This is a genomic window from Kitasatospora sp. cg17-2, assembly GCF_054031055.1.
Window position 1 is genome coordinate 3,522,643 of the sequence record NZ_CM132923.1, and the last position, 25,771, is coordinate 3,548,413.

General features: G+C 73.2%; 28 protein-coding genes and 1 tRNA gene. 22 read left to right on the plus strand and 7 right to left on the minus strand.

Annotated features, from left to right (window positions below; genetic code table 11):
• Nucleotides 1-433: 433 nt before the first annotated feature.
• From ACW14Y_RS14455 to ACW14Y_RS14540, 18 genes are all read left to right on the plus strand, one after another.
• Nucleotides 434-712, plus strand: coding sequence for a hypothetical protein (locus ACW14Y_RS14455; RefSeq protein WP_456987028.1), 279 nt, complete (start codon nucleotides 434-436; stop codon nucleotides 710-712).
• Nucleotides 709-1,962 carry a hypothetical protein gene (locus ACW14Y_RS14460; RefSeq protein WP_456987030.1) on the plus strand — a complete coding sequence of 418 codons (1,254 nt, stop codon included), beginning with the start codon at nucleotides 709-711 and terminating at the stop codon, nucleotides 1,960-1,962. Before ACW14Y_RS14455 ends, ACW14Y_RS14460 begins: the two co-directional genes overlap by 4 nt.
• The gene (locus ACW14Y_RS14465; RefSeq protein WP_456987032.1) at nucleotides 1,959-2,318 is read left to right on the plus strand and encodes a hypothetical protein; all 360 of its coding nucleotides are present in this window, start codon (nucleotides 1,959-1,961) and stop codon (nucleotides 2,316-2,318) included. The genes ACW14Y_RS14460 and ACW14Y_RS14465 overlap by 4 nt, the downstream gene beginning before the upstream one ends.
• Nucleotides 2,315-2,638 (plus strand): hypothetical protein, encoded by a 324-nt coding sequence (locus ACW14Y_RS14470; protein ID WP_456987034.1) that lies wholly within the window; start codon nucleotides 2,315-2,317, stop codon nucleotides 2,636-2,638. The genes ACW14Y_RS14465 and ACW14Y_RS14470 overlap by 4 nt, the downstream gene beginning before the upstream one ends.
• A 51-nt stretch (nucleotides 2,639-2,689) precedes the next feature.
• Nucleotides 2,690-3,019 carry an RRQRL motif-containing zinc-binding protein gene (locus tag ACW14Y_RS14475; protein ID WP_456988161.1) on the plus strand — a complete coding sequence of 110 codons (330 nt, stop codon included), beginning with the start codon at nucleotides 2,690-2,692 and terminating at the stop codon, nucleotides 3,017-3,019.
• A 51-nt stretch (nucleotides 3,020-3,070) separates the two neighbouring features.
• Nucleotides 3,071-3,712, plus strand: coding sequence for a RapZ C-terminal domain-containing protein (locus ACW14Y_RS14480; protein WP_456987036.1), 642 nt, complete (start codon nucleotides 3,071-3,073; stop codon nucleotides 3,710-3,712).
• Between the two features lie 144 nt (nucleotides 3,713-3,856).
• Nucleotides 3,857-6,031 carry a cell division protein FtsK gene (locus ACW14Y_RS14485; protein ID WP_456988163.1) on the plus strand — a complete coding sequence of 725 codons (2,175 nt, stop codon included), beginning with the start codon at nucleotides 3,857-3,859 and terminating at the stop codon, nucleotides 6,029-6,031.
• Between the two features lie 149 nt (nucleotides 6,032-6,180).
• A complete protein-coding gene (locus tag ACW14Y_RS14490; protein ID WP_456987038.1) occupies nucleotides 6,181-6,435 on the plus strand; it encodes a hypothetical protein in 255 nt (84 codons plus the stop codon).
• A 41-nt stretch (nucleotides 6,436-6,476) separates the two neighbouring features.
• Nucleotides 6,477-6,665 carry a hypothetical protein gene (locus ACW14Y_RS14495; protein WP_456987040.1) on the plus strand — a complete coding sequence of 63 codons (189 nt, stop codon included), beginning with the start codon at nucleotides 6,477-6,479 and terminating at the stop codon, nucleotides 6,663-6,665.
• Between the two features lie 9 nt (nucleotides 6,666-6,674).
• The gene (locus ACW14Y_RS14500; RefSeq protein WP_456987042.1) at nucleotides 6,675-6,890 is read left to right on the plus strand and encodes a hypothetical protein; all 216 of its coding nucleotides are present in this window, start codon (nucleotides 6,675-6,677) and stop codon (nucleotides 6,888-6,890) included.
• The gene (locus ACW14Y_RS14505) at nucleotides 6,887-7,162 is read left to right on the plus strand and encodes a hypothetical protein (protein WP_456987044.1); all 276 of its coding nucleotides are present in this window, start codon (nucleotides 6,887-6,889) and stop codon (nucleotides 7,160-7,162) included. Before ACW14Y_RS14500 ends, ACW14Y_RS14505 begins: the two co-directional genes overlap by 4 nt.
• A 9-nt stretch (nucleotides 7,163-7,171) precedes the next feature.
• Nucleotides 7,172-7,885 (plus strand): SAM-dependent methyltransferase, encoded by a 714-nt coding sequence (locus tag ACW14Y_RS14510; RefSeq protein WP_456987046.1) that lies wholly within the window; start codon nucleotides 7,172-7,174, stop codon nucleotides 7,883-7,885.
• A 15-nt stretch (nucleotides 7,886-7,900) separates the two neighbouring features.
• Nucleotides 7,901-8,104 (plus strand): hypothetical protein, encoded by a 204-nt coding sequence (locus tag ACW14Y_RS14515; RefSeq protein ID WP_456987048.1) that lies wholly within the window; start codon nucleotides 7,901-7,903, stop codon nucleotides 8,102-8,104.
• 96 nt (nucleotides 8,105-8,200) lie between these two features.
• Nucleotides 8,201-8,830, plus strand: a complete 630-nt coding sequence (locus ACW14Y_RS14520) for a GGDEF domain-containing protein (protein WP_456987050.1) — start codon at nucleotides 8,201-8,203, stop codon at nucleotides 8,828-8,830.
• Nucleotides 8,831-8,932: 102 nt separating this feature from the next.
• The gene (locus ACW14Y_RS14525) at nucleotides 8,933-9,787 is read left to right on the plus strand and encodes a bifunctional DNA primase/polymerase (protein WP_456987052.1); all 855 of its coding nucleotides are present in this window, start codon (nucleotides 8,933-8,935) and stop codon (nucleotides 9,785-9,787) included.
• Nucleotides 9,788-9,789: 2 nt separating this feature from the next.
• On the plus strand, nucleotides 9,790-11,265 hold the full coding sequence (locus ACW14Y_RS14530) for an ATP-binding protein (protein ID WP_456987054.1): 1,476 nt from the start codon (nucleotides 9,790-9,792) through the stop codon (nucleotides 11,263-11,265).
• A 449-nt stretch (nucleotides 11,266-11,714) separates the two neighbouring features.
• Complete coding sequence (locus tag ACW14Y_RS14535; protein WP_340634723.1) at nucleotides 11,715-11,906, plus strand: helix-turn-helix domain-containing protein; 192 nt, start codon at nucleotides 11,715-11,717, stop codon at nucleotides 11,904-11,906.
• Complete coding sequence (locus ACW14Y_RS14540; RefSeq protein WP_456987056.1) at nucleotides 11,906-13,048, plus strand: tyrosine-type recombinase/integrase; 1,143 nt, start codon at nucleotides 11,906-11,908, stop codon at nucleotides 13,046-13,048. The genes ACW14Y_RS14535 and ACW14Y_RS14540 overlap by 1 nt, the downstream gene beginning before the upstream one ends.
• Before the next feature lie 68 nt (nucleotides 13,049-13,116).
• Here the strand turns inward: ACW14Y_RS14540 and ACW14Y_RS14545 are convergent.
• Nucleotides 13,117-13,191 (minus strand) — tRNA-Val (locus ACW14Y_RS14545).
• A 223-nt stretch (nucleotides 13,192-13,414) separates the two neighbouring features.
• On the opposite strand from ACW14Y_RS14545, the gene ACW14Y_RS14550 reads away from it, so the two are divergent.
• Together ACW14Y_RS14550 and ACW14Y_RS14555 are read left to right on the plus strand one after the other, a co-directional pair.
• The gene (locus ACW14Y_RS14550; protein ID WP_456987058.1) at nucleotides 13,415-14,734 is read left to right on the plus strand and encodes a hypothetical protein; all 1,320 of its coding nucleotides are present in this window, start codon (nucleotides 13,415-13,417) and stop codon (nucleotides 14,732-14,734) included.
• 81 nt (nucleotides 14,735-14,815) lie between these two features.
• Nucleotides 14,816-15,043: an FmdB family zinc ribbon protein gene (locus ACW14Y_RS14555; RefSeq protein ID WP_375981414.1), complete on the plus strand. Its 228-nt coding sequence runs from the start codon at nucleotides 14,816-14,818 to the stop codon at nucleotides 15,041-15,043.
• A gap of 24 nt (nucleotides 15,044-15,067) precedes the next feature.
• Here the strand turns inward: ACW14Y_RS14555 and ACW14Y_RS14560 are convergent, their stop codons facing one another.
• The 3 genes from ACW14Y_RS14560 to ACW14Y_RS14570 all read right to left on the minus strand — a co-directional run bounded on the left by ACW14Y_RS14560 (nucleotide 15,068) and on the right by ACW14Y_RS14570 (nucleotide 19,981).
• Complete coding sequence (locus tag ACW14Y_RS14560; protein ID WP_380439151.1) at nucleotides 15,068-15,991, minus strand: HAD family hydrolase; 924 nt, start codon at nucleotides 15,989-15,991, stop codon at nucleotides 15,068-15,070.
• Between the two features lie 5 nt (nucleotides 15,992-15,996).
• Nucleotides 15,997-18,435 (minus strand): phosphoribosyltransferase, encoded by a 2,439-nt coding sequence (locus ACW14Y_RS14565; protein WP_456988165.1) that lies wholly within the window; start codon nucleotides 18,433-18,435, stop codon nucleotides 15,997-15,999.
• A 286-nt stretch (nucleotides 18,436-18,721) separates the two neighbouring features.
• A complete protein-coding gene (locus ACW14Y_RS14570; protein ID WP_456987061.1) occupies nucleotides 18,722-19,981 on the minus strand; it encodes an HpcH/HpaI aldolase/citrate lyase family protein in 1,260 nt (419 codons plus the stop codon).
• 331 nt (nucleotides 19,982-20,312) lie between these two features.
• Between ACW14Y_RS14570 and ACW14Y_RS14575 the strand changes: the two genes are divergently transcribed.
• Nucleotides 20,313-21,389: a TerD family protein gene (locus ACW14Y_RS14575; RefSeq protein WP_456987063.1), complete on the plus strand. Its 1,077-nt coding sequence runs from the start codon at nucleotides 20,313-20,315 to the stop codon at nucleotides 21,387-21,389.
• Nucleotides 21,390-21,465: 76 nt separating this feature from the next.
• On the opposite strand, the gene ACW14Y_RS14580 is transcribed toward ACW14Y_RS14575, so the two are convergent.
• Nucleotides 21,466-22,194 carry a Tellurium resistance gene (locus ACW14Y_RS14580; protein ID WP_340634730.1) on the minus strand — a complete coding sequence of 243 codons (729 nt, stop codon included), beginning with the start codon at nucleotides 22,192-22,194 and terminating at the stop codon, nucleotides 21,466-21,468.
• 446 nt (nucleotides 22,195-22,640) lie between these two features.
• Here ACW14Y_RS14580 and ACW14Y_RS14585 point away from each other — a divergent pair, with 446 nt between their 5' ends.
• Nucleotides 22,641-23,792 carry a DUF2637 domain-containing protein gene (locus ACW14Y_RS14585; RefSeq protein ID WP_380302755.1) on the plus strand — a complete coding sequence of 384 codons (1,152 nt, stop codon included), beginning with the start codon at nucleotides 22,641-22,643 and terminating at the stop codon, nucleotides 23,790-23,792.
• 157 nt (nucleotides 23,793-23,949) lie between these two features.
• On the opposite strand, the gene ACW14Y_RS14590 is transcribed toward ACW14Y_RS14585, so the two are convergent.
• Entirely contained in the window at nucleotides 23,950-25,056 is a 1,107-nt protein-coding gene (locus ACW14Y_RS14590; RefSeq protein ID WP_380302754.1) for a DUF475 domain-containing protein, read from the minus strand.
• 110 nt (nucleotides 25,057-25,166) lie between these two features.
• Complete coding sequence (locus ACW14Y_RS14595) at nucleotides 25,167-25,742, minus strand: TerD family protein (RefSeq protein ID WP_030395855.1); 576 nt, start codon at nucleotides 25,740-25,742, stop codon at nucleotides 25,167-25,169.
• Nucleotides 25,743-25,771: the final 29 nt, after the last annotated feature.

A 25,771-nucleotide genomic window follows, 5' to 3' on the forward strand; every position in this document is an offset into this window, starting at 1 on the left:
CCGATCGGAACCAACGCTTCCACATTCGACCCGGCGGACCGGCTTGCCAACTCTGCTCCTCTGCCTCACAGTGGACTCTGAGGCAGAGAGAACAAAGATTTCTCGGTCTTCGCTATTCATGCACGTCAAACGCCCGGAGGGGTGGGGTGACATCCCCCTGAAGGAAGTGATCGTTCCTTGACAACTCCATAGGTCCCGCCGAGAACCCCGTGAAGGGAGGTGTCTGGGGAGAGGCGGAGGCAGACCAGGCGGACGGCCCGTAGCGGGCCCCTGCGGGGGTGAGGGTGCGACTCCCTCCCCGTCCACGTGCAGCACGCCGCGCGTCCCGCGCCGGTGGCTGCTTTCTCGGCCCCGTGATGGGCCGCCGCGCATTCCTTGGCCGGGCGCGCGGCGGCCCTCCGGGTCCACCACCAACCAACCAAGAGGTGTCCCCGTGAAGTCGATTGTTGCAGGCCAGTGCGCCGTGGACTCCGAGGAGTTCGCGGAGCTGGCGTTGGGCGTGGACGAGGAGTTGTTCGCCGGGGTGCCCGGTGAGTCGGTTCTCGCGTACCGGGCCCGGATGGATGTGGCGCTGGCGGTGCTGGCGGACCTGCGCCGGGATGACCCGGAGCTGGCCGCCTTCGCCGAGTGCCTGATGGACGAGGCGCCCGTGCCGCTGCACGCCGCCCGCCGGCCGGTCGTCCGCGCCGAGCAGGGCAGGGCTGCGGCATGAGCGGGCTGGGTGAGTACCGCGCCGAGCGGCGGGCGGACCGGCGCGACGAGCGCGAGCAGGACCGGTTGGACGCCGAGGCGGCCAGGGTCCGCCGGGAGGCCGATCGGCTCGCCGCCGAGCAGGCCCGCGGCCGGGCCCGCGCCGCGCGGGCCGAGCGTCTCGGCCGGGTGACCGGCTGGATCGGCGCGAGTCCGGCGCGTGCGTTCGTGCGGCTGGTTCAGGCGTGCTCGATCGTGCCGGCGGTGGTCTCGCAGGTGGCCGCGCTCGACCACGCGGACGTGGCGCTGCTGCTGGCGGTGCTGCTGGCCGCGATGCTGGAGGGCGGCGCGTGGGCGTTGGTCGCCATGGGCGCGCAGGCCGAGGGCGAGCGCTCGACCCGCACCTACCGGCTCGGCGCGTGGGCGGCCGGCTTCGTGGCCGGGGGGATCAACTTCGCCCACGGCTGGTCGCAGTACCCCGACGCCCGGTGGGTCGCCGCAGTGCTGGCCCTGTCGAGCATCGGCGCGGTGTGGCTGACCGATCTCCAGACCCACGGCGGCCGGGGCCCGACCACCGCCGAGAAGAAGTCGGCGAAGGAGCGGGCCGAGCACGCCCGCCGCCGGGCCGAGCACCACCCGGAGGTGCGGGCCGTCGCCGACCGTCTCCTGTCGGCCGCCGCGTACGGGGCGCTGGCCGCCGACGACGCGTGGCGGATCGCGTGGGAGTACGTCCACGGGGTCACGGTGCCGGGCCTGACGGCGGATCTGCTGGCCCGCCGGCTCAATGCCCGGGCCCGGATCGCCGAGCTGAGCGCGCTCCCCGCGCCGGTGGATCTGTGGCCGGGAATGCCCGACGACCCGTTCCCCGCCCTCACGCTCCCGCTGCCCTCCGGCCCGCCGGACAGCGTCTATCTCGACACCGTTCCCGAGGCTCTGCGGAACGCTTCCCCGATCACGCTCGAAGCCCTCGAATCCCTTTACGGAACAGGGTCGAGCGCATCCGCACCAGTTCCCGGGGAGGCCGCGAAGACGCCGCCGGCCGACGGCGGCGGGAACGCTTCCGGCGCCGGGGAACGCCCGCTCGACCCGGCCGATCTCGCCCGGGTCCGAGTGCGGGCCGCCGACCTCGCCGCCCGCGGCGAGGAGCTGTCCACGAAGAAGGTCCGCGAGTTGCTCGGCTGCCGCAACGACTACGCCGTCCGCCTGCGCGCGGCGGTCGACGCCGAGCGCCGCACCCCGGGCACCGACACCGGCAGGGAGAACACGCCGTGACCACCACCGCCGAGATCCACGTCGCCACGGCCACCGGGCAGGTCTCCGCCGCCGGTGCCCTGCTGGCGATCCTGTCCGCCCACCGAACCTTGCCCATCCCGGCGGCCGAACTGGTGGAGACCCGCCTGTCCGGCGGCGACCTGGCGTGGGGCGTGCGCCTGTCCCTGCACAACGGTCTCGACCACTTCGAGCAGTGGCGGGCCGCGCTCTGCCTGCCGGCGGCCGACGTCGACCACCGGCACAGCAGGAGCAGCACCCTGGCCTGGCTCATCGTCACCGGCACGGTCCACGCCGTCCCCGTCGAACTGGTCGGCTACTACGACCCGGCCGACACCGGCGAGGAGGAGCTGTCGTGAGCACCGAGCCCGACCGCAGCGCGGCTGCCTACGCGCTGGTCATGATGCTGACCCGGCACGAGCGGCTGCCGCAGCCCGAGAGCGATGTGTACGAGTACATGACCGGTTCGGGCGCCGAGGGCTGGGGCGTGCGGCTGGTCCTGCGCGACTCCATCGGGAAGTTCGAGCACTGGCGCGAAGCCCTCGACCTGGAGCCGGTCGTGGACTTCGAGCGCTGCCACCAGAGCGTGTGGCTCACCGCCTCCGGTGAGTACGAGGGCGTGCGGGTGCACCTCCTCTCGCTGGCCGAGGTCCCGTCGGCCGACGGCGCGGGCGAGTAGGCCGTGGCCGGTCCCCGTTTCTGGGACCCGGCGGGTGAGCGGCACGGCGGCATGCCCACCTACCCGTGGCGCATGGCCCCGCCCGACCTCCTCACCCGCCGCCAGCTCCGCGCCCGGGGCCTGCGGCCCGGCGGCCAGCCCGTCGCAGCCCAGCTCCTGTGGCGCTCCCGCCTCGCCACGGACCCGCGCCCCGCGTACCTCTACCGCCTGGCCCTCGCCAAGCCGGTCCGGCCGATGACGCCGGGCCGCTGGCGGGCGCTGGCCGCCGCCAACCGCGCGCGCCGCACTTGCGTCACCTGCGGCGCGGACGCCGGGTACGTGCTGCCTGCGCACCTGGGCACCTGCCTGCCCTGCGCCGACGGCGCCGCCCTCGCGGCCTGAACCCTCCCCCCGCTTGCACTTCGTTGCCATCTGCGACAGGAGACCACTGTCATGTCCGTGACCACTATCGAGATCGTCAGCTTCGGCTACCTGCACGGCGCCACGCCCGAGGCGCACCTGACCCTTGACCTGCGCCGCCACTTCCGCGACCCGCACGTCGATCCGGCGCTTCGCCACCAGACGGCGCACGACCTGCCGGTCCGTCAGGCGGTCATGGCCACTCCGGGCATCCGGGAGACCATCGCCGCGGCCGCCACGCTGGCCGACGCCTACGACGCCGGGCCCTCCGACGCGCCGATGACGATCGCCGTCGGCTGCGCGGGCGGCCGCCACCGGGCCGCCACCGTCGCCATGGCGCTGGCGGACCGCCTGCGCAAGACCGGCGTCACCGTGGTGGTCACCCACCGGGACCTGGACAAGCCGGTGGTCGAGCGCACCGCCGCCGGTGAAGCCGTCGCCCCTGCCGCCCCGGTCGTCTTCAGCTGGGAGATCACGTTCCAGTACCGAGCGTCGTCCGGGTACGGGACCGACATTCTCACCCTCCACGGCACCCAGGACGTCCGCCCCGGCGACACCCGCACCGCCACGCGAAAGGCGATCCGGGACGCCCTCGACCGCCACCGCCCCGAGACGCGCAACGCCTCGGTCCTCTTCTTCTCGCTGGAGCCCGACCAGCTCCTGCCCGCCGCCTGATCCACCACCCCGGGGCGGCCGTTCCTGCCGGCAAGCTGACCGGCCGCCCCGGGTCCTTTCCCGCACCAAATCGCAGTGAGGAAGGACCACCCAGTGAACCAGCACACCCCGGGCCCGGTGCCCGGTGACGACGCCGAGAACGAGATGTTCGAGCGGCTGTCGGCGACGATGGCCCCCGACGGGCCCGGCGTCGTCGACCTCGACAAGGCCCGCGCCGAACGCCGCCCCACCACCACCGCCCTCGCCGACGACACCGACACCGGCGGCGACGACGACGAGGACGACCTGCCGGTGTTCGTGGACCGGCCGGCCCCGCCGCTGCCGCTGCCGGTGGGCACGCGCCGCCAGATCCTGCCCACGTGGCTGCTGTCGAAGGCCGAGCTGAAGACCCAGCTCGCCTACGCCGCCCACCTCGCCGGACACACCACCGCCTACCACGCGGTCCGCACCCCGCTCTACGTCGGGAAGCTCGCCGCCCGTTCCCCCCGCGGCGCCGCCCGCACGGCGTCGTTCCTCGGCCGGTGGACGTCGGACGCGGAGGGGCAGCCGCTGCGGGCGGCCGCCGCCCGGCGGGAGGACGCCGAGCTGTACCTGAAGCTGTGCCGCCAGCGCGACAACCGGGTCCGCCTCCGCTCCCTGATCAGCCTCCTGGCGTCGGTGTTCGGCCTGGCCGCGGTCGTGGTCCTGTGGGTCATGACCAGCACCGCCACCCTGATGGTGCTCGCCTCGGCGGTGGTGCTGGCGCTCGGTGTGGCCGGAGCCCCGGTGGACGAGCCGCTGATCACCCGCGCGGTGGTCAAGGCGAAGGCGCCCAAGCTCACCTCGGACATGGTGATCCGGGCACTGGAGTCGCTGGGGATCGGCGGGATCACCTCCGCCAAGTCCAAGGGCAGCGGGATCACGTTCCCGGCGCCGATCATGCGCGACGGGCCCGGCTGGCGCGCCGACGTCGAACTGCCCCACGGTGTGGAGGTGGCGGACGTGATGGGCAAGCGTGGTCAGCTCGCCTCCGGTCTTCGCCGCCCGCTGGGCACGGTGTGGCCGGAGCAGGCGCCGGGTGAGCACCCCGGCCGGATGGTGCTGTGGGTCGGGGACCAGGACATGGCCACCGCCAAGCAGCCCGCCTGGCCGCTGGCCCGCAAGGGCACGGTCGACCTGTTCGACCCCATCGCGTTCGCGACCGACCAGCGCGGCGCGTGGGTGACCGTCACCCTGATGTTCATCGCGGGGATCATCGGCGCGGTGCCGCGCATGGGCAAGACGTTCCTGCTCCGCCTGCTCCTGCTGATCGGCGCCCTCGACCCGCGGGCCGAGCTGCACACCTACGACCTGAAGGGCACCGGTGACCTCGACCCGGTCGGCGACAAGGTCAGCCACCGCCACCGGGCCGGGGACGACGAGGAGGACATCGAGTACGCGATCGCCGACCTGCGCGAACTGCGCGAGGAGCTGCGGCGGCGCACGAAGGTGATCCGCTCGCTGCCCCGGGACATCTGCCCGGAGTCGAAGGTCACCAGCAAGCTCGCCGACACCAAGTCCCTGCGGCTGCACCCGATCGTCGCGGGCGTCGACGAGTGCCAGGTCTGGTTCGAGCACCCCAAGTACGGGGGCGAGTTCGAGGAGATCTGCACCGACCTCGTCAAGCGCGGCCCCGCCACCGGCATCGTGCTGCTGCTGGCCACCCAGCGCCCCGACGCCAAGTCCCTGCCCACCGGCATCTCCGCCAACGCGATTCTCAGGTTGTGCCTGAAGGTCATGGGGCAGGTCGAGAACGACATGGTCCTCGGCACCTCGGCCTACAAGCGCGGGGTGCGGGCGACGACGTTCACCCGGGCTGACCGGGGCATCGCCTACTACATCGGCGGCGAGGGCGCGGACGCGCAGATCATCCGCAGCGTGTTCGTGGACGCTCCCGCGGCGGAGGCGATCGCCCAGCGCGGCCGGGAGGCCCGCGAGCAGGCCGGGCTGCTGTCCGGCCACGCCGCCGGCGGGCAGGACACCGCGCCCGCGGCAGCCGCGGCCTACGACCTGCTCGCCGATGTCCTCGCCGTCGTCGGCCCCGACGAGCCGAAGCTGTGGTCCGAGACCGTCGTCGCCCGGCTCGCCGAGCTGCGGCCGGAGGTCTACGGGCCGTGGGGCGAGCTGGAGGGGCGGGCGAAGGCCGACCAGCTCGCCACCGTACTCAAGCCCTACGGCATCGCCACCGGGCAGGTGTGGGGCACCACCGAGGGCGGCAAGGGCGCGAACCGGCGCGGCGTCGAGCGCGTCGACCTCGTGACGGCGGTCACCGAGCGCGACAAGAAGCGCGACGCCGGATAGGCCTGGACGGTCCCGAAACGGTCGCTAGGTCTAGCAAGCGCCCTCGCTAGACCTAGCGACCCCGCTAGCGACCCAAACATGCACTGATCAGGGACCTAGCGCCTAGCGAAGCATCCGCGCAAGGCCCGGAAACCGCCCCGGAGGCACCCATGACCCCCCTGATCCTCACCATGCTCGCCGCCGCCCTGCTCGCCGGACTCGGTTACGCAGCGTTGTGTGCCGGAAGTCCGTTCGGCGACTGCCGCAAGTGCGACGGCCTCGGCTTCCAGCTCGCCTACGACCGCCGCGGCAAGCCCAAGCGCGGCAAGCACTGCCGCCGCTGCAAGGGCGTCGGCAAGCGCATCCGCGTCGGCCGCCACCTCTACAACGTCGCCCACCGCACGTGGCGTGCCGGCACCAACTAGCCCACCGCCCCGCCCGCCTTCACTGCCTCGGGAGAACGCTCATGACTGTCACCCTGTCCGTCGCCGTGATCACCGGCGTCGTCACCGGTGGGCTCGTGTGGACCAAGCGCGTCGGCGTCGGCACCGCCCTCGTCGTCTGGCTGTCCGGCCTCACCGCCGCTTCCACCGGCCTCGCCGGTCCCGTCAACGGGTTCCTGGCCGCGGTCGTGACCGCCGTCAGCAACCGCTGACCGGCCGTGATGACCGCCACCGCCCCGGCCGCGATCCGGCCGCTCGCCGCCGTCCACCTGCGCGAAGCCCTCACCGCCGCCGCCGACCACCGGCCCGCCGCCGCGCTCGCGGCCCTGCTCCACATCGACCCGACGTCCTGGACCGCGATCGAGCAGCGCGCCGCCCTGCTCGGCACCGACCTGATCGAGATGCTCGCCACCGCCGCCCGGGAGGGAACCCCGTGAGCCTCACCACCGACGCGATCACCGCCGCCGTCCTGTTCGGCCCCGGCGCGGTCCTCGGCGCCTGCCACCTCGTCTCCCGCCGCGGCGACAAGGGCGACTCCGCCGCCGTGCGGACCGTGCTCGCCGAATCCGCCGCCAAGCGGGCCTCGCGCGCCGTCGGGACGGACACCGCCCCGCCCGACGGCGGCGAGGGCGCCCCCGCCCCGGTCGGCGGACAGCCCGCCCGGCTCGCCACGGTCCTGCCCTTCCCGGCCACACGCCGGGCCGCCTGAGGGGGTGTCATGGACTTCACCGTCCGCCCGGCCGCCGACCGGCTGCCCGCCCGCCCGTGGAACGGCCTGACCGTCCTGGACGCCTACTGCTGCCAGGGCGGCGCCGGCATGGGCTACTGGCTCGCCGGATACGACGTCCTCGGCGTCGACCTCACCGGCCAGCCCCGCTACCCGTTCCGCTTCGTGCAGGCCGACGCCGTCGCGTTCATCACCGAGCACGGGCACCTCTTCGACCTCCTGCACGGCTCCCCGCCCTGCCAGCGCTACACCCGCTGCCAGAAGATCCGCGGCCGCGAGCACCCCGACCTCATCGTCCCCACCCGCACCGCCATGCAGTCCACCGGGCGGCCGTGGGTGATCGAGAACGTCGAAGAGGCCGCGCCCGAGATGCGGGACCCGGCGATGCTGTGCGGGGCCGCGTTCCGGCTGCGCACCTACCGCCACCGGCTCTTCGAGCCCGGCGGCGGCCTCACCGTCACCCCGCCCGAGCACCCCGTGCACGCGGCGCCGCTGGCGAAGATGGGCCGCCCCGTCGCCGACGACGAGTTCATGCACGTCGTCGGCAACTTCTCCGGAGTCCCCCTCGCCCGCTCGGCCGCAGTGATGGGCATGCCCTGGGCCAACCGGGACGGCCTCCGAGAGGCGATCCCCCCGGCCTACACCCGGTTCATCGGACACCAGGCCGCCCGCCAGCACGCTGCCGCCACCGCCCGGGCGGCCTGACCAGGAGGCACACGCGTGTACGACTACGACGCGGACGACCACGGCTACGACGAGTACGACGGCGACAGCGAGGGCGCCGAGGAGTGGCAGCCCGGGGAGTGCGACCACTGCACCGGCGGCGAGCCCGTCGAAACCCCGATCGGGCTGCTGGGCTGTGCCTGCCTGATGGGGCAGGGCGCCGGCCCCGTCGACTGCGCCTGCGGCCCCGAGCAGGACTGACCGAGCACCAACCCCGGGGCGGCCGCATTTGCTGGCCAGCACACCGGCCGCCCCGGGTCCCTGAAACCGGCACAACCCGATCTCAGGAGACCCAGCATGGACCTCAAGCCGTTCTCCCCGCAGCACTTTCCCGCCCTCGCCGCAGCCCTGCTCCCCCTCGCCGCGTGGGGCACGCACGCCACCGTCCTGCGCCGGCGCCTGGACCGGGCCCGCCGCGACCCGCTGACCGGCCTGCTCACCCGCGAGGGCTTCACCACCGCCGCCGCGCGCCTGCTCCACCGCCCGGACACCGGCGTCCTCGTCGTCGACCTCGACCGGTTCAAGCAGATCAACGACACCCACGGCCACGCCGCCGGGGACGCCGTCCTCGCCCGCATCCTCAACGATTGGGCCGGGGACCACGGCATCGCCGCCCGCCTCGGCGGCGACGAGTTCGCCGCCGTCCGCCCCCTGCCGGCCGCCTGGACCACGGTCCGCATGGGCCAGCTCATCGGCGAGTTCGCCCGCCCCGTCCACTGGCACGGCCACGCCCTGCACTACGGCGCCTCCGTCGGCCTGGCCCGTGTCGCCGACCTGCACGACCGCGCCCTCGAAACCGCCCTCGGCGCCGCCGATGCGGCGATGTACCGGGCCAAGCGCGCCGGCGGCGGCTGGCAGCAGCACACCCCCGAAACCGACCTCGCCACCACGGACCGCCGCTGGCGCCGCACCCGCACCGCCGCCTGACGACAACGGCAACTGCCTTGTCCGGAGCGGCCGGCACATCCCGCCAAGGCTTCCGGCCGCTCCGGTTCCCCCGCTCGAACCGAGACGAGGAGACCACCCAGCATGACCTATCCGACCGAGATCCGGGGAGCGCACCTGCTCGCCGCTCTCTCCCTCGCCGCCTCCGGCGTGCCCGCCCTGCCGCTGCGGGCCGGAAAGGTGCCGTTCGGCAACTGCCCGCACTGCACCGACGGCGCGTGCGGCGGCCGGCCGACCATGAAGACCCCCGGCCCCTGCACCTGCCCGGCCCCATGCCACGGCTGGGCCGCCGCCACCACCGACCCCGACGTCATCAACTCCCCGCAGTGGGCGCGGGTGTGGCGGGAGGCAGCCGCCGTCGGCTACCACCCCGGCGGCGCCGGGGTGACCGTCGTCGATCTCGACAACGCGCAGGCGATCGCGTGGGCGCACGCCAACCTGCCCGCCACCCGGACCGTGCCCACCACCCGGGGCGAGCACTGGCTCTACCGGGGCGCGATGCCGTCCGTCAACGCGGTTCGGCCGGGCGTGGACATCAAGTCGTCCATGTCCTACGCCCGTTGGCTCGGCCCCGGCAAGGGCACCATGGCGGCCCTGCCGGACGTCGTGCGCGCCCTGGTCGTGCGGAAGGCCACCCCGGTCCGGCCGGCGGCCGTCACGGTGTCCGTCCCGGGCGGGGGCGGGACGTGCCCGCACCGCACCCGGACCTACCTGGAGCGGGGCATCGCCATGGCCGAGCAGCGCATCGCCGAAGCCACCGCCGCCGTGCACGCCACCGTCTTCGGGACGTTCCTTGCGGTGCTGGCCACGCACGGGAGGTGCGGATGCCTGACCGAGACGCACACCGCGCGGCTGTTCGCCGTCGCGCAGGCCAAGGGCGAATCGCCCCGGCACTGCGCCGACGCCTGGGCCAACGCCCTGACCCGGCTGGGGCTGTAGCCGTGGCCGAGGACGAGAAGAACCCCGCGCGCGAGATCATCACCAAGTACGCGCAGGCCCACTTCCGGTACTTCCGCACCGCCGACGGCACCGTCTACGCCCAGCGCAACGGCCACCCCGTGGCCCGGCCGATCCGCTCCCAGGGCACCACCGGCAGCCACCGCCAGGAACTCATGGTCGGCCTGTACCGGGACGGAATCGGCGCCTTCAACGGCAGCGCCCTCAAGGAGGCACTGGACTTGATCGAAGCACTCGCCCTGTCCGAGGACGTGCAGCCCGTCCACATCCGCGTCGCCCCCGGGTTCGACGGGGCGACGTGGCTCGACCTCGGGCGCGCCGACGGCCTGTCCGTGCGCATCCACCCCACCGGCTGGGACATCGCCGTCCCCGATCCGCGTGAGGTCTGCTGGCGGCGCACCCAGCTCACCGGCGAGCTTCCGGTGCCGGTGAAGGACACCGACGGCAAGGGCATCGACCTGCTGCTGCGGCTGTGCAACTTCGCGAACGCCCAGACCGAGTGCCTGGCGATCGCGTGGCTGATCGGCTGCCTGGGGCCGTCCGTGCCGGTGCCGGCGCCGTTCCTCACCGGGCCGCAGGGCGCCGGAAAGTCCACCGGCGGGCGGATGCTGGTGCGGATCATTGAAGGCATGAGCGGTGACCTGCGCCGGGCCCCGAAGGACGAGGAGAACCTCATCGCCGCCGTGGCGGCCGGGTGGGTCACCGCCCTGGACAACCTCTCCCACATGGGCCCGGACCTGTCCGACGCGATGTGCTGCATCGTGACCGGCGCCGAGTCGGTGAAGAGGGCTCTTTTCACCGACGGGGACGTCCACCGGTCCAGCTACCGCCGGCCCCTGCTCCTGACCGGCATCGACGTCGGCGTCATCCGCCCCGACCTCGCCGAACGCCTGCTGCCGCTGCGGCTGGAGCGGCCCCGCGTCCGGGTCACCGAGGCGGCCTTGTGGGCGGACTACGAAGAGGCTCTGCCCGTCGTCCTTGGGTCGCTGCTCGACCTCACGGTCAAGGTCCGCGCCGCCGAAGCGGAGACCCCGACCGACCTGCGGATGGCGGACTTCGCCCACCTGTGCGCCCAGCTCGACGCAGCCACCGGGTTCGGGGCGCTGGCCGCCTACCGGGCCAGCCTGGACGACCTGAACGACGACGTGATCGAGGGCGACTTGCTCGCGCAGACCGTCCTGCGGCACGCCGAGACCATCGAGCCCGGCACCGCGCAGCGCTGGACGTCCACCGAGTGGCTGCTCCGCCTCAGCCGTCTCTGCAGCGGCGACGACGTCCGCGCCCTGCCCAAGGGCTGGCCGACCACCGGAAAGGTCCTCTCCGACCGGCTCAAGCGCCTTCAGCCGACCCTCGCCGCCCGGGGTGTGCTCATCGACACCGGCCGCACGAAGGAGGGCCGCTACCTCGAAATGGCCCGCCCCGCGCCCGCGCCCACGCACGAACAGCCCGCGCTGCACTGACCTGCGCGCGGGCGCGGACAAGCAAGAAGAGCACCGCGGGGCCGACGGGTGCTCTTCTTGCTGTTCGGCGCAGCCGCCCAAGGGTCGTGCCGCGCAGCGGCTCCTCACTTCGCCCTGAGGGCACGCCCAAGTACTACAGGCAGCCCCACCTTTTTCCTAAGTAGGAAGACGCTGCGTCACCTGCGTCACACGGGCCGGAAAACGGCCCCTGACCTGCGCCGGAACGGGTGACGCAGACGAAGGACGCTGCGTCATCCTGCGTCACCTGCGTCACCCGATGACGCAGCTGATGACGCACCGGTGACGCACACCCCAACCCCCGCGTCACCCAAAACCGCAGGTCAGAGACCCGAATGACGCTGATGACGCGGTGACGCAGAAATCCTCACCTCGGACAACACGCCCACCGACACCCCAGCTCCTGCGCCTCGAACCCCGGGAGTCGCCCCATGGCTACAGCCATCCCCGAAGCCCTGACCGTGCCCGAGGTCATGACCGCCCTCCGCATGAGCCGCAGCAAGGTCTACGACCTCATCCGTGCCAAGACACTCGTCAGCTTCACCGAAGGGCGCTGCCGACGAATCGCCGTCGACAGCCTCGCCGACTACATCCGAGCCAAGATCGAGGAGAACCGTCCCTGATGGCCCGAAAGAACCCGAACGGCGCCGGCAGCATCTGGCAGCGCAAGGACGGCCGTTACGAGGGGCGCGTGTACGTGCCGCAGCCGGACGGCACCCGCAAGCGCAAGACCGTGTACGGCGACACCTGGGAGGAGTGCGACGCCAAGCGGCAGGAGCTGGTGCGGCGGGACCGCGCCGGCATCCCGACGCCGACCCGTTCGCAGAAGCTCTCCGAGTGGCTGCCCTACTGGCTGGAGGAGTTCGTCCGCCCTCACCGCAAGAAGACGACGTACGCCAAGTACGAGACCCACGTCCGGCTCTACCTCATCCCCAACCTGGGGACAAGGCGGCTGGAATCCGTGAACGCCGCCGACGTCCGCAAGCTCCTCACCGCCGTCTCGCGCAAGGCGTCCGCCGCCACGGCGAAGGAATCGCACCGCGTCCTGCGAACGGCGCTCACGGCTGCGCACCGCGAGGAGCTGGTCAGCCGGAACGTCGCCACCCTGGTTCCGGCCCCGCGTGTGGAGGTGCGCGAGATGAAGACGTGGACGCTCGACCAGACGGTCTCCTTTCTGGAGGCGGCCCGCCCGGACCCGCTGTACACGGCGTTCGTCCTGGCCGTGACGCTGGGGCTGCGGCGCGGTGAGGTCCTGGGGCTGCGCTGGAGCGACATCGACCTCGGCCGCCGCACCCTCACGGTGCGGAACCAGCTGCAGCGCGTTCAGAAGGAGCTGTACGCCGACAGCACGAAGAACCGCCGGACCCGGGTGATCCCCCTGCCGGCGATGTGCATCGCACCGCTCCGCTGGCGCCGGATCCAGCAGGCCGAACAGCGCACCGCCGCCGGAGCGGACTGGCAGGAGACCGGGTACGTGTTCACCACACGGAGCGGCCGGCCGGTCGAGCCCGGGAACCTGAGCCGGTCGTTCGAGCGGATCAGCACCGGTGCCAAGCTGCCGCGCATCCGGCTCCACGACGCGCGGCACGGCTGCGCGACCATCCTGTTCGCGGCCGGGGTCGCGCCGCGGGTGGTGATGGAGATCCTGGGACACTCGCAGATCGCCGTCACCATGAACGTCTACACCCACGTCTCCGAGGACACCCGACGGGCGGCACTGGGGCACATGGACCGTCTGCTGAAGCGGAGGCGGCCGACGGGCTGACATCAGCGGTTGCCGTCAGTCGGTGCAGTCAAAAGGCCCGCAGCGTGATCGCTGCGGGCCATATCTGCTGGTGGGCGCGGACGGTTTCGAACCGCCGACATCTGCTTTGTAAGAGCAGCGCTCTACCACTGAGCTACGCGCCCCCGGTCGGGCGGGTCCCGGGGGCGGGGCGCACGACGAGTGCCTAGGGTACCTGGTCCGCGGGGTGGTGTGGTGCAGGTGGTGGGGCGGTGGGGCGGGTGGGGTGCCGGGTCCGGGGGGTGATCGGGAAGAATGGGGGTGGACCAGCGGTCGGGAACCAGGGAGCGCGCAGTGAGGGTGGCCGGCGGAGGCGGGCGGGGGCGACGGCGGGGGCCGGGGAGCGCGGTGGCCGAGGCGCTGGTGCTGCCGGTGGTGGTCGCGGGGGCGTTGGGGGCCGCGGGGGCGGCGTCGTTCGGGGCCGGCGGGGGCTGGTGGGGGCGGCGCGGCGGTGACGGCATGCGGGCGGACGCCCGGGCGGCCAGGGACGCGGCGCAGCAGGCGTTCTACGACGTGGACTCGACCCAGCGCGAGGTGCGGCTGGCGGTGGAGACGGTGCGTTCCGTCGGGGACAGCGCGACGGCCCGGCGGGCGGTCGCGGACTTCGAGGCGATCTCGGGCCGGGTCGACCAGGTGACCGTGAACTACCTGTCCGCCCTGGACGCGCACGACCTGGACGCGGAGGAGCTGGAGTCCGGTGCGGCCGCGCGGGCCAAGCACCAGTTGGACGATGTGAAGGACCAGCTCGGTTCGGCGCTGTCGGAGCTGACCGACTTCCTGCGCAAGCTGCAGCCGACGCTGGAGCGGGCCGAGTCGCAGCTGATGCGGGTGGCGCCGGCGGTGGAGCAGGCCAAGCGGGCGCTGCTGGAGGCCAGCAACGCGCTGGACGTGGCGCGCGGCGCCGGGCTGCGGGCGGACGGGCCGGCGGCGCGGTTGGCCGAGCTGGCGCCGGAGCTGGGGCGGCTGAACGAGGGGGTGGCCCGGCACGGGGTGCCGGAGACGCTGGAGCGCGCGGAGCGGGTGAAGGAGCGCGCGGAGGCGATCGCGGCGGAGGTCGGGCACCTGCCGGAGCGGGCCCGGGAGATCGACCGGCGGGTGGCCAGTCTGCGGACCAGGATCCAGGCGCTGGAGACCAAGGCCGGCACGGTGCCTCCGGCGCTGAGCGAGTTGCGCCGTCGGTTCTCGGCCGCGTGCTGGCAGGACCTCCAGCGGGTGCCGGACCAGGTGGCGGAGGCCGGGCGGGCCGCCGGGGCCAAGTTGGCCGAGGCGGCGCGGGCCCGGGACGAGCAGCGGTGGGCGGATGCCACGGGGGCGCTGGGGACGGTGCGCGCGCTGCTGGACACGGCGGACGGGTCGGTGGTCGCGGTGAACGAGCGGCTGCGGCAGCTGAACGAGGTGCAGATCGACCCGAACAAGGAGGTCGAGCGGGCCCGGTTCGCGCTGCGGGACGCCCAGCGGCTGGCGATGGCCGGGCGGCACGCGCCGGATCCGCGGCACGCGGCGCCGTTGGACGCGGCGGTGGCCCGGCTGGACCGCGCGGTGGCCGAGCTGGAGGCGGCCGGGCGACACCCGGACTACTGGCGGTTCCTGACCGAGTTGGCGGCGGTGCGGGAGTCGGCGGCGCACGTGGTGGAGCTGATCCGCGGCGAGCTCGGCGGACAGAAGTAGGACAGGAGCAGGACAGAAGCAGGGACAGAAGGTGGAGCGGAAGCGGGAGCGGGTGCCGGTGGCCCGGATACGCTGGCGGGTATGCCTCGTTATGACTTCCGCTGCCGCTCCTGCGGCGCCACGTTCGAGCTCCGCCGCGCGATGGCTCAGGCCAACGACCCCGCCGTCTGCCCGCAGGGCCACCCGGACACCGTGAAGCTGCTGTCGACCGTCGCCGTGACCGGCGCGGCCGCCGCCGGCGCCGCGCCGCAGCAGGCCCCGTCGGCCGGTGGCGGCGGGGGGTGCTGCGGCGGCGGCTGCTGCGGCTAGCCCGGACTCCGGGCGCTCCCGAGCCTAGGCGCCGAGGACCGGAGCCGGAGCCGGGACCGGAGCCCCGGCCTCGCCCCGGACCCGGGACAGGAAGCGGCGGGCGATCTCCTCGCCCGCCGCGACGCCGATCTCGTCGAGGGCGGTGACCCCGGGGGCCGTCCAGCCGGTGTCGGCCAGTTCGCCGTGGCCGGGGCGCCAGGCGGCGTCGGCGGCGAGCAGCAGGTCGGCGTCGAGCAGCGAGTCGCCGGCGGACAGCACCGTGGACGGGCCGACCCGCCGGACGACCTCCGCCAGCGCCGCGCTCTTGCTGAGCGGTGCCGGCACCGCGTACACCTTGCGGCCCTGGAGCGAGACGCTCCAGCCGCGTTCGGCGCACCAGCCGGTGAGTTCGGCGATCCAGCCCGCCGGCAGTTCGGCGCGCTCGACGACCAGGTAGGCGAACAGCTCGTCGGCCACCCGCCGCTTGTGGGTCCACTCGGGGTCGGCGCAGAGGGCCAGGTGCTCGACCACCTCGGCCAGCGGCGCGGCCCCCTCGGCCAGCCGGCCGGCCATCTCGGTCTGCCAGTCCTCGTCCGGCACGCCGTCGACGAGCAGCCGGCCGCCGTTGGCGCAGATCGCGTAGGGCGGGACCCAGCCGGGCGTCGGGCCGGGCAGGTTGACCCGCTCGTACTGCGCCCGGGTGCGGGTGGTGGCGGGGACGAGCACGGCCTCGCGGGCGAGTTCGACGAGCAGTGCGGCGGCCTCCTCGGTCATGAAGGACAGCGCCTTGCCGTCGTGCACCTCGACGGAGAGCAGGCGCGGCGCGAGCCGGTCCGGCACGTCCAGGGCGAGGGCCCGGTTGGAGTAGATCAGGGTGCGGTCGAGGTCGCTCGCGACAACGAAGCGCGGTGCGGCGCCGGAGCGCGGTACCTCGGCGGTGCCGCCGTCCGGGCGGGCGTGACCACTCATCGGGTTCAGGACTCCTTGGTGAGAACGGCCGTGCCGGAGGCGCCGGTCGCCCCACGGGTGTAGCGGGGGTGGATGAGGCCGACGCAGGAGTACGGCAGGTCGTCCACCTCCTCGACCGGGACTCCCCGCTGGGCGGCGAGCAGCCGGACGTGGTCGAGGTCGGCGCCGGCGCCGCGGCGGGCGAGCACCCGCCAGGGAACGCGGCGCAGCATGACCCGGGTGGTCTCGCCGACGCCGGGCTTGACCAGGTTGACGCTGTCGATGCCGTACTCGGCGCTGATCCGCTCGACGGCGGCCCAGCCGGCCCAGTCGGGGGCGCGCTCGTCGGCGTGCTCGGGGGCGAGGAAGCGCTCGGCCGCCGCGAGGGCCTCGGCCCGGACGTCGTCGAAGTGGTCGGCGACGGTGTCCAGGAAGGCGCCGGAGACGTCGGCGCCGGCCAGCTCGGTGTAGTGCTTGGCGCCGTGGAAGTCGTCCGGGCCGATCAGGTCGGAGCGCAGCACGGTGCGCGAGACCAGGCCGGAGACGGTCGAGTTGAGGCAGGCGGAGGGGATCAGGAAGTCGTCCCGGGTGCCGAAGGTGCGCACGCAGCGGCCTGGGTCGGCGAGGACGGCGAGGTCGGGGTCGAAGCCGGTGCCGGCGAGGGCCTCGGCGAGTTCGCGGGTGATCGCGCCCTTGCCGGTCCAGCCGTCGACGAACACCACGTCCCCGGCCCGGTGGTGGGCGTCGAGGTAGCGCAGGGCGGCCGGGTCGATACCTCGGCCGCGGACGATCGAGACGGCGTAGTGCGGGGCGTCGAGGCCGTGTCCGGCGGCGAGCCAGCGGCGGATCAGGATGCCGACCGGCGTCCCGGCGCGGGCCAGCGAGGCGAGCACCAGGCCGGGGCCGCGCTCGCGCAGCAGGGTCTCGGCGACGGTGCCGACGGCGAGCGCGATCCGCCGGGCGGAGACCCGCAGCGCCTGGTGGAACAGCTCCTGGTACTCGGGGCTCGGCTGGTACTCGACCGGCAGCGACTCGGCGTAGTGGGCGCCGCCGCTCTGCACGGCCTCCTCGCGCTCCTCGGTGGGTGCCTCCAGGTCGACGCCGGTGAGGTCCTTGAGCAGCCAGGCCACTTCGTCGGCGCGGTAGGAGGAGAACTCGGGGCCGTACAGCGGACGCGCCGGGGCCGCCGGGACGGCGGGGGCGGTCGGCCGGTGGGACGGCAGGACGGCGAGCACCACCCGGTCGGTGACCCGGCGCAGCTGGCCGAGCAGGGCGCGCCCGCCCTCGTGCAGGGCGGGGGTGTCGGCGGTGTCGTCGACCACCAGCACCACGGTGCCGAAGCGGCGGGCCGGGTCGGTGCCGGGGGCGACGTTGTAGGCGTAGCGCTCGCGGGAGGAGTCGTCGGCCGGGTCGTCGTGGGCGGGGAAGGCCAGCCGGGTGCGGATGGCGTAGCCGGGGTCGTCGACGGCGAGGACGGGCGAGCGGGTGGTGGTGGAGTAGTGGACGCGGTCGGTGCCGCCGGGCAGCCGCTGGGCGAGGGCCTCGGCCAGCCGCAGCGGCGCGTACATCAGCTCCTCGAAGCCGAGCACCAGTACCCGTCCGGCACCGTCCCCGGGCTCGACCGCCGCCGCCAGCCGCTCGGCCAGGCCGGGCAGCGCCGCCTCCAGCCGTGCCCGGTGCTCCCGGGTGAACCCGTGCCGCCCGCCGTCGGGCAGTCCGGCCGGCCAGTCCAGGTCGACCCGCACCAGCGGGGCGGCCGGGGCGGCCGGCGGCTCGGGCGCGGGACCGGCCTCGGCGATCAGCCGCTCGGCCCGGTCCAGGACGTCGGCGGGCAGTTCCACGCCGCCGTCGGCCAGCGCCACCAGGTCCAGGCGGACGCCGAGTTCGGCCGCGGTGTCGGCGAGCCGCCGCCGGTCGGCCGGGCCGCGCAGGTCGACCAGCGCGACCACCACGTAGTGCTCGCGCGGGTGGTTGGCGTGCAGTTCGCGGATGGTGTTGAGCACGGTGGTGCCGGTGGAGAACTCGTCGTCCACCAGGACCAGCGGGCCGTCACCGGCGAGCAGCCCGGGGTCCGCCGGCAGCAGCAGGTGGGAGGTGGCGTGCGAGTGCTCCTCCTCGAAGCCGCCGACCGGGGTGAGACCGGGCACCGGGCGACGGGTGGAGTGCAGATAGGGGGCGTCCAGGCCGTCGGCGACGCTGTGGCCGAGGCCGGTGGCGGTCTCGGCGTAGCCGAGCACGACGGCGCGGTCGACGCTCTCCCCGGGGAGCCGCGCCAGCAGGTCGCGGACCCGGCGGCCGAGCTCCAGGCCGGCGCCGTGCACCACCGCGGGCCGCTGCGGGACGTGCTTGCCGAGCACGGTGGAGACCAGCAGGTGGGCCCGCTTGCGGTTCTCCCGCAGGGCGAGGCCGACCAGCTCGGGGAGGCGCTCCGAACCGGTCAGTGCGACGCCCGCCCGCTCGGCCACCCAGCGCCCGGTCCACTCCCCCGCTCCGGCGGGGCCCTCGGCGCCCGACCCGAAGGAACCACCGACCCCGAAGGAACCGCCGACCCCGACGGAACCGCCGGTCGCGCCGGTCCCGTCGGTCCGGTCCGTCCCGTCGGCTCCAGTGGTCCGGTCCTGCTGCGCTGCTGTCACTACGGGTCCTGTCTTCTGTCTGTGCGGTGCGGTGCCGTGCGGTGCGATGCGATGCGGTGCGGTGGTGCCGCGCTGGGAAAGGTCTGACGGGCCGGCCCCGGGCCGGCCGGGCGGCTCAGCGGCAGAGGCAGGCCGAGAGCAGCTCCGCGAAGCTGACGTCCTCGCGGGCCACCCCGAACACCTCGGCGCGCAGCAACACCCGCTCCGCCCAGGCCCGGTGGGGCTTCGCCTCGTTCATCTTGTTGGTGTACGCCGAGCGCAGCACCCCGCCCCCGCCGCGCTCCTGCTGGAGGATGTCGTGGGCGTCGCTGTACTCCTCGTGCGTGACGACGGAGAGCGCGTGGACGGCGGGCACATGGCTGGGGTGGATGCAGGTCTTGCCCAACAGGCCGTTGGCGCGGTCGAGTTCTATCTCGCGGATGAGCCCGTCCAGGTCGTGCTCGATGATCTGCCGGCGGACGGCCTCGCGCGAGGGCTCGGCCTCCGCGAACGGGGTGCGGCGCAGCTGCGGCTTGAACATCCGCTCCTGGACCGGGAAGTACTCCCAGACCGGGCCGGTGACGGTGAACCCGGTGCCGTCGGCGCGGCCGAGCACGTTCACCACGTCGCCGATCACCGAGGCGACCAGCGCCACGTCGTACGCGGTCAGGTCGGGCGAGCGGCGCAGTCCGTACGCGGAGCAGAGGTCGGTGACGCCGAGGCGGACGGCGAGGACGCGCTCGCGGTACTTGTCGAGCAGCCTGGCTATGCCGAAGAGCTGGTCGCGGCGGGTCTCCAGGTGGGCGAGCTCGGGCGACTCCAGGACGGGCATCGCGAACAGCCGGTGCCCGGTGGCGGCCTCGGCGGCGGCGAGCGCCTCCAGGAAGTCGCCGCCGGTGTCCTCGGTGAACTTCGGCAGGACGAAGCCGGTGAGCAGTCCGATCGCGGGGCCGAGCCGGCCGGCGAGGTCGGTCAGCTGCGCGGGGGTCCGCACCCTGACGAAGAGGAGGGGAAGATCCTGTGCGCAAACGGTGGAGATTCCACCCGGTCCGACACCCTCCGTCACAGCGGCCCCGACACCCTCCGTGACGCCGGACCCGGCACTCTCCGTGACCTCCACCCAGAGCTCGCCGAGCCGGGCCACCAGGTTGGCCTCGGCGTCCGGGACCTCGTGGTCGGCGATGGCGTCCTCCAGGCAGAGGACCATCGAGACGACGCCCTGCGCGGCCTGCTTGCGGATGTCCGCGCGCAGGGTGGGGCGGGTGGCCGGGCTGTAGAGCGTGGCACCCAGCGCCGTGGCGAGCACCTCCGCCGCGCTGTCGGCGGTGAACTCCCCGGGCGCACTGAGAAAGAGCCGGTCGCGGACGTCTTCCGCGAGGTGGCCGAAGTGGCGCAAGGTGCTCTCCTCAGGAGGTTCGGCCGCCGGTCCGGCGGAGGCGGGGGAGGACAGGGAGGGACGGTGTCGACACCCGGTCCAGCACCCGGTCCAACCGGCTCGACGGCCGTGGTGGTTCCCGGTCCGGCCCTGCCCGGTCACCGTTGTCCGGCCAGGAGCCCCCCGCCCGCCCATCGTACGGACGGTGCCGGGTCGTGGAGGCTTCCGAAACATCGAATTCTCGGAAGGTTACCTTCCACTTCACAAAGCGCAAGCGTTGGCAAAGTCCCACCACAACGCCTCCTCCGGTCACGTTGTCCGAAGGGGTGGCGAACAGGCAGGATGGTCGGCTATGACGCACGTGATGGCCAAGGGCGCCAACATCGCACTGCCGGTGGCGGCTGTCCGCGCCGTGCTGCGCTGGAGCGCCACGCCCGGTGCGCCGGACGTGGACGCCTCCGCACTGCTGCTCGGACCGGCCGGCAAGGTCCGCTCGGACGCCGACTTCGTCTTCTACAACCAGCCGCGGCACCCGTCCGGCCTCGTGCGCCACCTGCCCAAGCAGCAGACCGCCGACGGCAGCGAGATCACCGACACCGTCGAGGCCGAGCTCGGCAAACTGCCGGCCGACGTGGAGCGGGTGGTACTGGCCGGCTCCTCCGAGGGCGGCACGTTCCGGACGGTGAGCGGGCTGCGCCTGCTGCTGTTCGACGCCGCCGCCGGGGACGGCGTACCCGCGCTGGCCGAGTTCGCGATGGCCGACGGGGACGAGGTGACCGCGCTGGTCGCGGGCGAGCTCTACCGCCGGGCCGGCGCCTGGAAGTTCCGCGCGGTCGGCCAGGGCTACGCGTCCGGGCTGATCGGACTGGCCACCGATTTCGGCATCACCGTCGAGGACGAGGGCAGCACCCAGGCCGGGACCGCCGCCGGCCCGCCCGCGGGCGACCCCCGGGCCGCCCTGCCCGACCCCCGGCCGGCCGGACGCCCCGAGCCGGGCACCTTCACCCTGGCCCCGGCCGTCCCGCAGGCCTCCGTGCCACCGGCCTCCGCTCCGCAGGCGCCGACCGGCGTCCCGGCCACCGTGCCCCCGCCGCCGCCCAAGCCGCCGACGGTGCCGCCGAACCTCCCGCCCGCCCCGACCGCGCCGCCGGCCGGACGCCCCGGCTACGGCTACCCGCCGCCCGCCCCGCGGCCGGGGTACGGCTACCCCCCGCAGCAGCCCCCGGCGCCCGCGCCCGGCTACGGCTACCCTCCCCAGCAGCCGCCCCAGCAGCACCAGCCCCAACACCAGCCCCAGCAGCAGCCGGGCTACGGCTACCCTCCGCCGAACACCGCGCCGCAGGCCCAGCCGCCCGTCCCGCAGCAGCCGGCCCCGCCCGCCGAGGAGTTCGCACTGCCCCCGCAGGGCCCGCAGTTCCAGCCGCGCTGAGCCCGTACTCCGCCGAGCCCCTACTCCGCCGAGCCCGCACACCGCCGAGCCCGCCCCGGGGGCCGGACCCCCGGCCTCACTCCGTCTTGTACCCGCGCTGCCACTGCATCCCGAAGCCGTACAGCCGGTCGATGTCCGCCTGGAACCCGTTCACGTACCGCACCTCGCGCCGCACCGTGAGCGTGTTGTCACCGGTGTTCTCGATCAGCACCACCGCACAGGACCGGGCCGCCGACGCCCGCTCCTCCAGATGGACCTCGATCCGCGGCCCGGACTGCGGCACGATCGTCACCACCGCGTTGGTCTGCTCGAAGGCCGGCGTGCCGTCGTAGATGTACACGAAGATCAGCAGCCGCTTGAACTGGTCCTTCTTCTCCAGGTTGACGTACATCGTCTCGCCGGACGGCGCCCCGTACTGGTCGTCGCCGCTGAGCTTGATGTACGGCGGGTTCCGGAGGTCGCCGAAGAAGCCGCCCAGCGGCTGCACCACGCCCCGCTTGCCGTCGGTCAGCTCGTACATGCAGGCCAGGTCGAGGTCCACGTTGACCTGGGCGTTCTGACTGGAGTCCGGCTCCATCGGGCTGAGGATGCGCGGGCTGAACACCCGCCGCAGGGAGTCCCTGGCGCTCGCCCTCGGGGCTCCTATCCGGGTGGTCCAGTGCAGATTGACGTAGAGGTAGCCGGTGGTCGCCGCCGCACCGGTGATCGCGTGGTGCGGCGAGGACTTGGTCAGGGTGACCTTGAACTGGCCACCCGTGTCGAGGGCGTTCCGCTCTCCGCGCAGGTACTCCCAAATCGAGGCCATGCCGTCCTCCCCCAGCCGCGCCAGCCGTTCTGACGGTCCGCCGCTCCATGATCGGGCATCAACCCGCCTGCGGGTACCCGAACTCCCCTACCCGCCACCGCCCGCGGGTACCCGGGGCCCACTTCCCGCCACCGCCCGCGGGTACCCGAAGTCCCCCGCCCGCCACCGCCCGCGGGTACCCGAAGTCCCCCACCCGGCGCCGCCCGCCGGACACCGGCCGGACACCGGCGGGTCGATTGGCGGGGGGAAGCTCACCTCCCGTACCATGCGGCCACTTCGGACGCGATATCGTCTAGCCGCACAGGTGTCCCGCCCGCCCGCCCGGGCGCGTCGGCTCACCCGTCCGACGACGACGCTTCGTCAGGCCCGGTCCCGGGGACGGATCCTGATCATCGTGTCGCACTTGAGACCTTTGTCCCCTGCGGAAACCCGAGGCCCGACCCGCAATGAACCTGACCTCCATACAGCTGGTCTGGACCGTCATCGGCGGTGTAGCCCTGCTGTTCACCGCCATCCTGGTGGCGACGCTGCGCTTCAAGAACAACAACCGGAAGGACGAATCCAGCGACTCCTGGGAGCGCAGCGAGGAGCGCCGCCGACGCAAGGAGATGGTCTACGGGATCTCCTCCTACGTCCTGCTGTTCTGCTGCGCCGGCGTCGCGGCCGCGCTCTCGTTCCACGGCCTGGTCGGCTTCGGCAAGGAGAACCTGGGCCTGTCGAACGGCTGGGAGTACCTGGTCCCGTTCGGCCTGGACGGCGCCGCGATGTTCTGCTCGGTGCTCGCCGTCCGCGAGGCCAGCCACGGTGACGCGGCGCTCGGCTCCCGCCTGCTGGTCTGGGTGTTCGCGGTCGCCTCGGCCTGGTTCAACTGGGTGCACGCCCCGCGCGGCATGTCCCACGACGGCGCCCCCGAGTTCTTCTCCGGCATGTCGATCTCGGCCGCGATCCTGTTCGACCGCGCGCTGAAGCAGACCCGCAAGGCCGCGCTGCGCGAGCAGGGCCTCGTCCCGCGCCCGCTGCCGCAGATCCGCATCGTCCGCTGGCTGCGCGCGCCCCGCGAGACCTACGCCGCCTGGTCGCTGATGCTGCTGGAGAACGTCCGCAGCCTGGACGAGGCCGTCGACGAGGTGCGCGAGGAGCGTCAGGCGAAGCTGGACGCCAAGGTGCGTGCCCGCAGCGCCGACCGCCGCGAGCGCGCCGAGCTGAAGGCGATCTCCCGCCAGTCGGGCGGCGTGCTGTCCCGCAACCGCGCCGGCCGCCAGGTGCCCGCCCTCGCCGCTGCCGGAGACGGCCCGAGCGCTTCGGAGCCTGCCCTAGCCGTTGAGGTGGACGCCTTCTCCTCCCGCACCTCCGGCTCGCTGCTGGACTCCGCCCCGCTGGGCACCCTGGAGACCCGCCGTTCGCGCGGCTCCGAGTCCTCCTCCTCGTTCTCCTCGTCCTCCTCCTCGACCTCGGCGTCGACCTCGGCCTCTTCCTCGGCCTCGTCGTCCGCCTACCGCTCGACGGTCGACCTGACGCCGGACGACGACACCCTGTCGATGCCCAAGCTCGACTCCCTGGAGCGCAAGCTGCGCGCCATCGAGCAGCAGCTCGGCTGAGCAGCGGCCACCGCACGCAGAACGCCGAACGGCCGTTCCCCACTCGGGAGGAACGGCCGTTCGGCGTTTCACCGGAAGCCCGGCCGGACGTTCACCGGGCACCGGGAGACCCGCAGGACTCCGGGCGGGATCCCGGCAAGGATCCGCGAGGCGGGCGCTAGCTGTCGCTGCCCACCAGTTCCCGGTCCCCGTCGCCCCCGCCGTCGGCGCCCTCCCGGCGGTTGCGCAGGACCGACGAGCCGAGCGCGAGGCCGATGAAGGCGACGCCGATCAGGCCGGTGACGATCTCCGGGATGTGGTACTCGATGCCGACCAGCAGGATCACCGCGAGCGCGCCGATCGCGTAGTGCGCGCCGTGCTCCAGGTAGACGTAGTCGTCCAGGGTGCCCTTGCGGACCAGGAAGACGGTCAGCGAGCGGATGTACATCGCGCCGATGCCGAGGCCCAGGGTGATCTGGAAGATGTCACTGGAGATCGCGAACGCGCCGACGACACCGTCGAAGGAGAACGAGGCGTCCAGCACCTCCAGGTACATGAAGAGGAAGAACGCGGCCTTGCCGCCCACCTGCACGATGGACTTGCCGGACTTCTCCTGCGCCTCCTCCTTCTCGGCCTCCTCCTCCAGGCCCGCCTCGAAGACCGAGGAGAGGCCGTTCACCGAGAGGTAGGTGACGAGGCCGAGCACACCGGCGAGCAGGACCGTCTCGGCGTGGTCGGCGGCGAAGAAGTTGGCCGCCAGCAGCAGGGTGACCAGGGCGACGACGGTGGAGAAGGCCTCCAGCTTGCCGACCTTCTCCAGCGGGCGCTCGATCCAGGCCAGCCAGTTGTAGTCCTTCTCCTCGAAGATGAAGTCGAGGAAGATCATCAACAGGAAGACGCCGCCGAAGGCCGCGATGGCCGGGTTGGCCGCTTCCAGGTACTGGCCGTAGGTGAGGCCCTCGTAGGTCTTGTCGCTGTGCAGCGCGAGGTCGACGACCGTGGCCGGGTTGAGGTGCGCGGTGAGGCCGACGACCAGCAGCGGGAAGATCAGCCGCATACCGAACACGGCGATCAGCACGCCGACGGTGAGGAAGATCTTCTGCCAGTACGGGTTCATCCGCTTCAACACCGTGGCGTTGACCACCGCGTTGTCGAACGAGAGGGAGATCTCCAGGATGGAGAGGATCAGCACGATGCCGAATCCCTCGGCTCCCCAGAGCAGGCCGGCGGCGATCAGCCCGAGAATGGTGATCGCGAATGACCAGCCGAATGTGCGGAGGAACACGGGACTTGGTTACCTTTCGGGTTCATGGCGTCGACGAGGGTCGACGTTCGCCGGGATCGCGTCCGGACGCGCGTGAGCGCCGAACGGAACGATCACAGCGATGAGGGCCTTTACTGTACGTTTACGCCGAAATCGAGGGCAATGCCCCGCAGGCCCGAGGCATAACCCTGGCCCACCGCGCGGAACTTCCACTCACCGGCGTACCGGTACAGCTCGCCGAAGATCATCGCGGTCTCGCTGGACGCGTCCTCGGTGAGGTCGTAGCGGGCGATCTCCTGACCGTCCACCGAGTTGACCACCCGGATGTAGGCGTTGCGGACCTGGCCGAAGTTCTGCCCCCGGTTCTCGGCGTCGTAGATCGACACCGGGAAGACCACCTTGTCGACCTGCGGCGGCACCAGGTCGAGGTTGACCAGGACGACCTCGTCGTCCCCGTCGCCGTCACCGGTGAGGTTGTCGCCGGTGTGCTCGACCGAGCCCTCGGGGCTCTTGAGGTTGTTGTAGAAGACGAAGTACTCGTCACCCAGAACCCGGCCGCTGGAGCACAGCAGCGCGCTCGCGTCCAGGTCGAAGGGCGCGCCGGTCGTCGACCGGGCGTCCCAGCCGAGACCGATCTGCACCTGCGTCAGATTCGGCGCGGCCTTGGTGAGCGAGACATTGCCACCCTTGGCGAGCGTGACACTCATTGGCGGTCCTTCCTCCCTTGCCTCCCGGG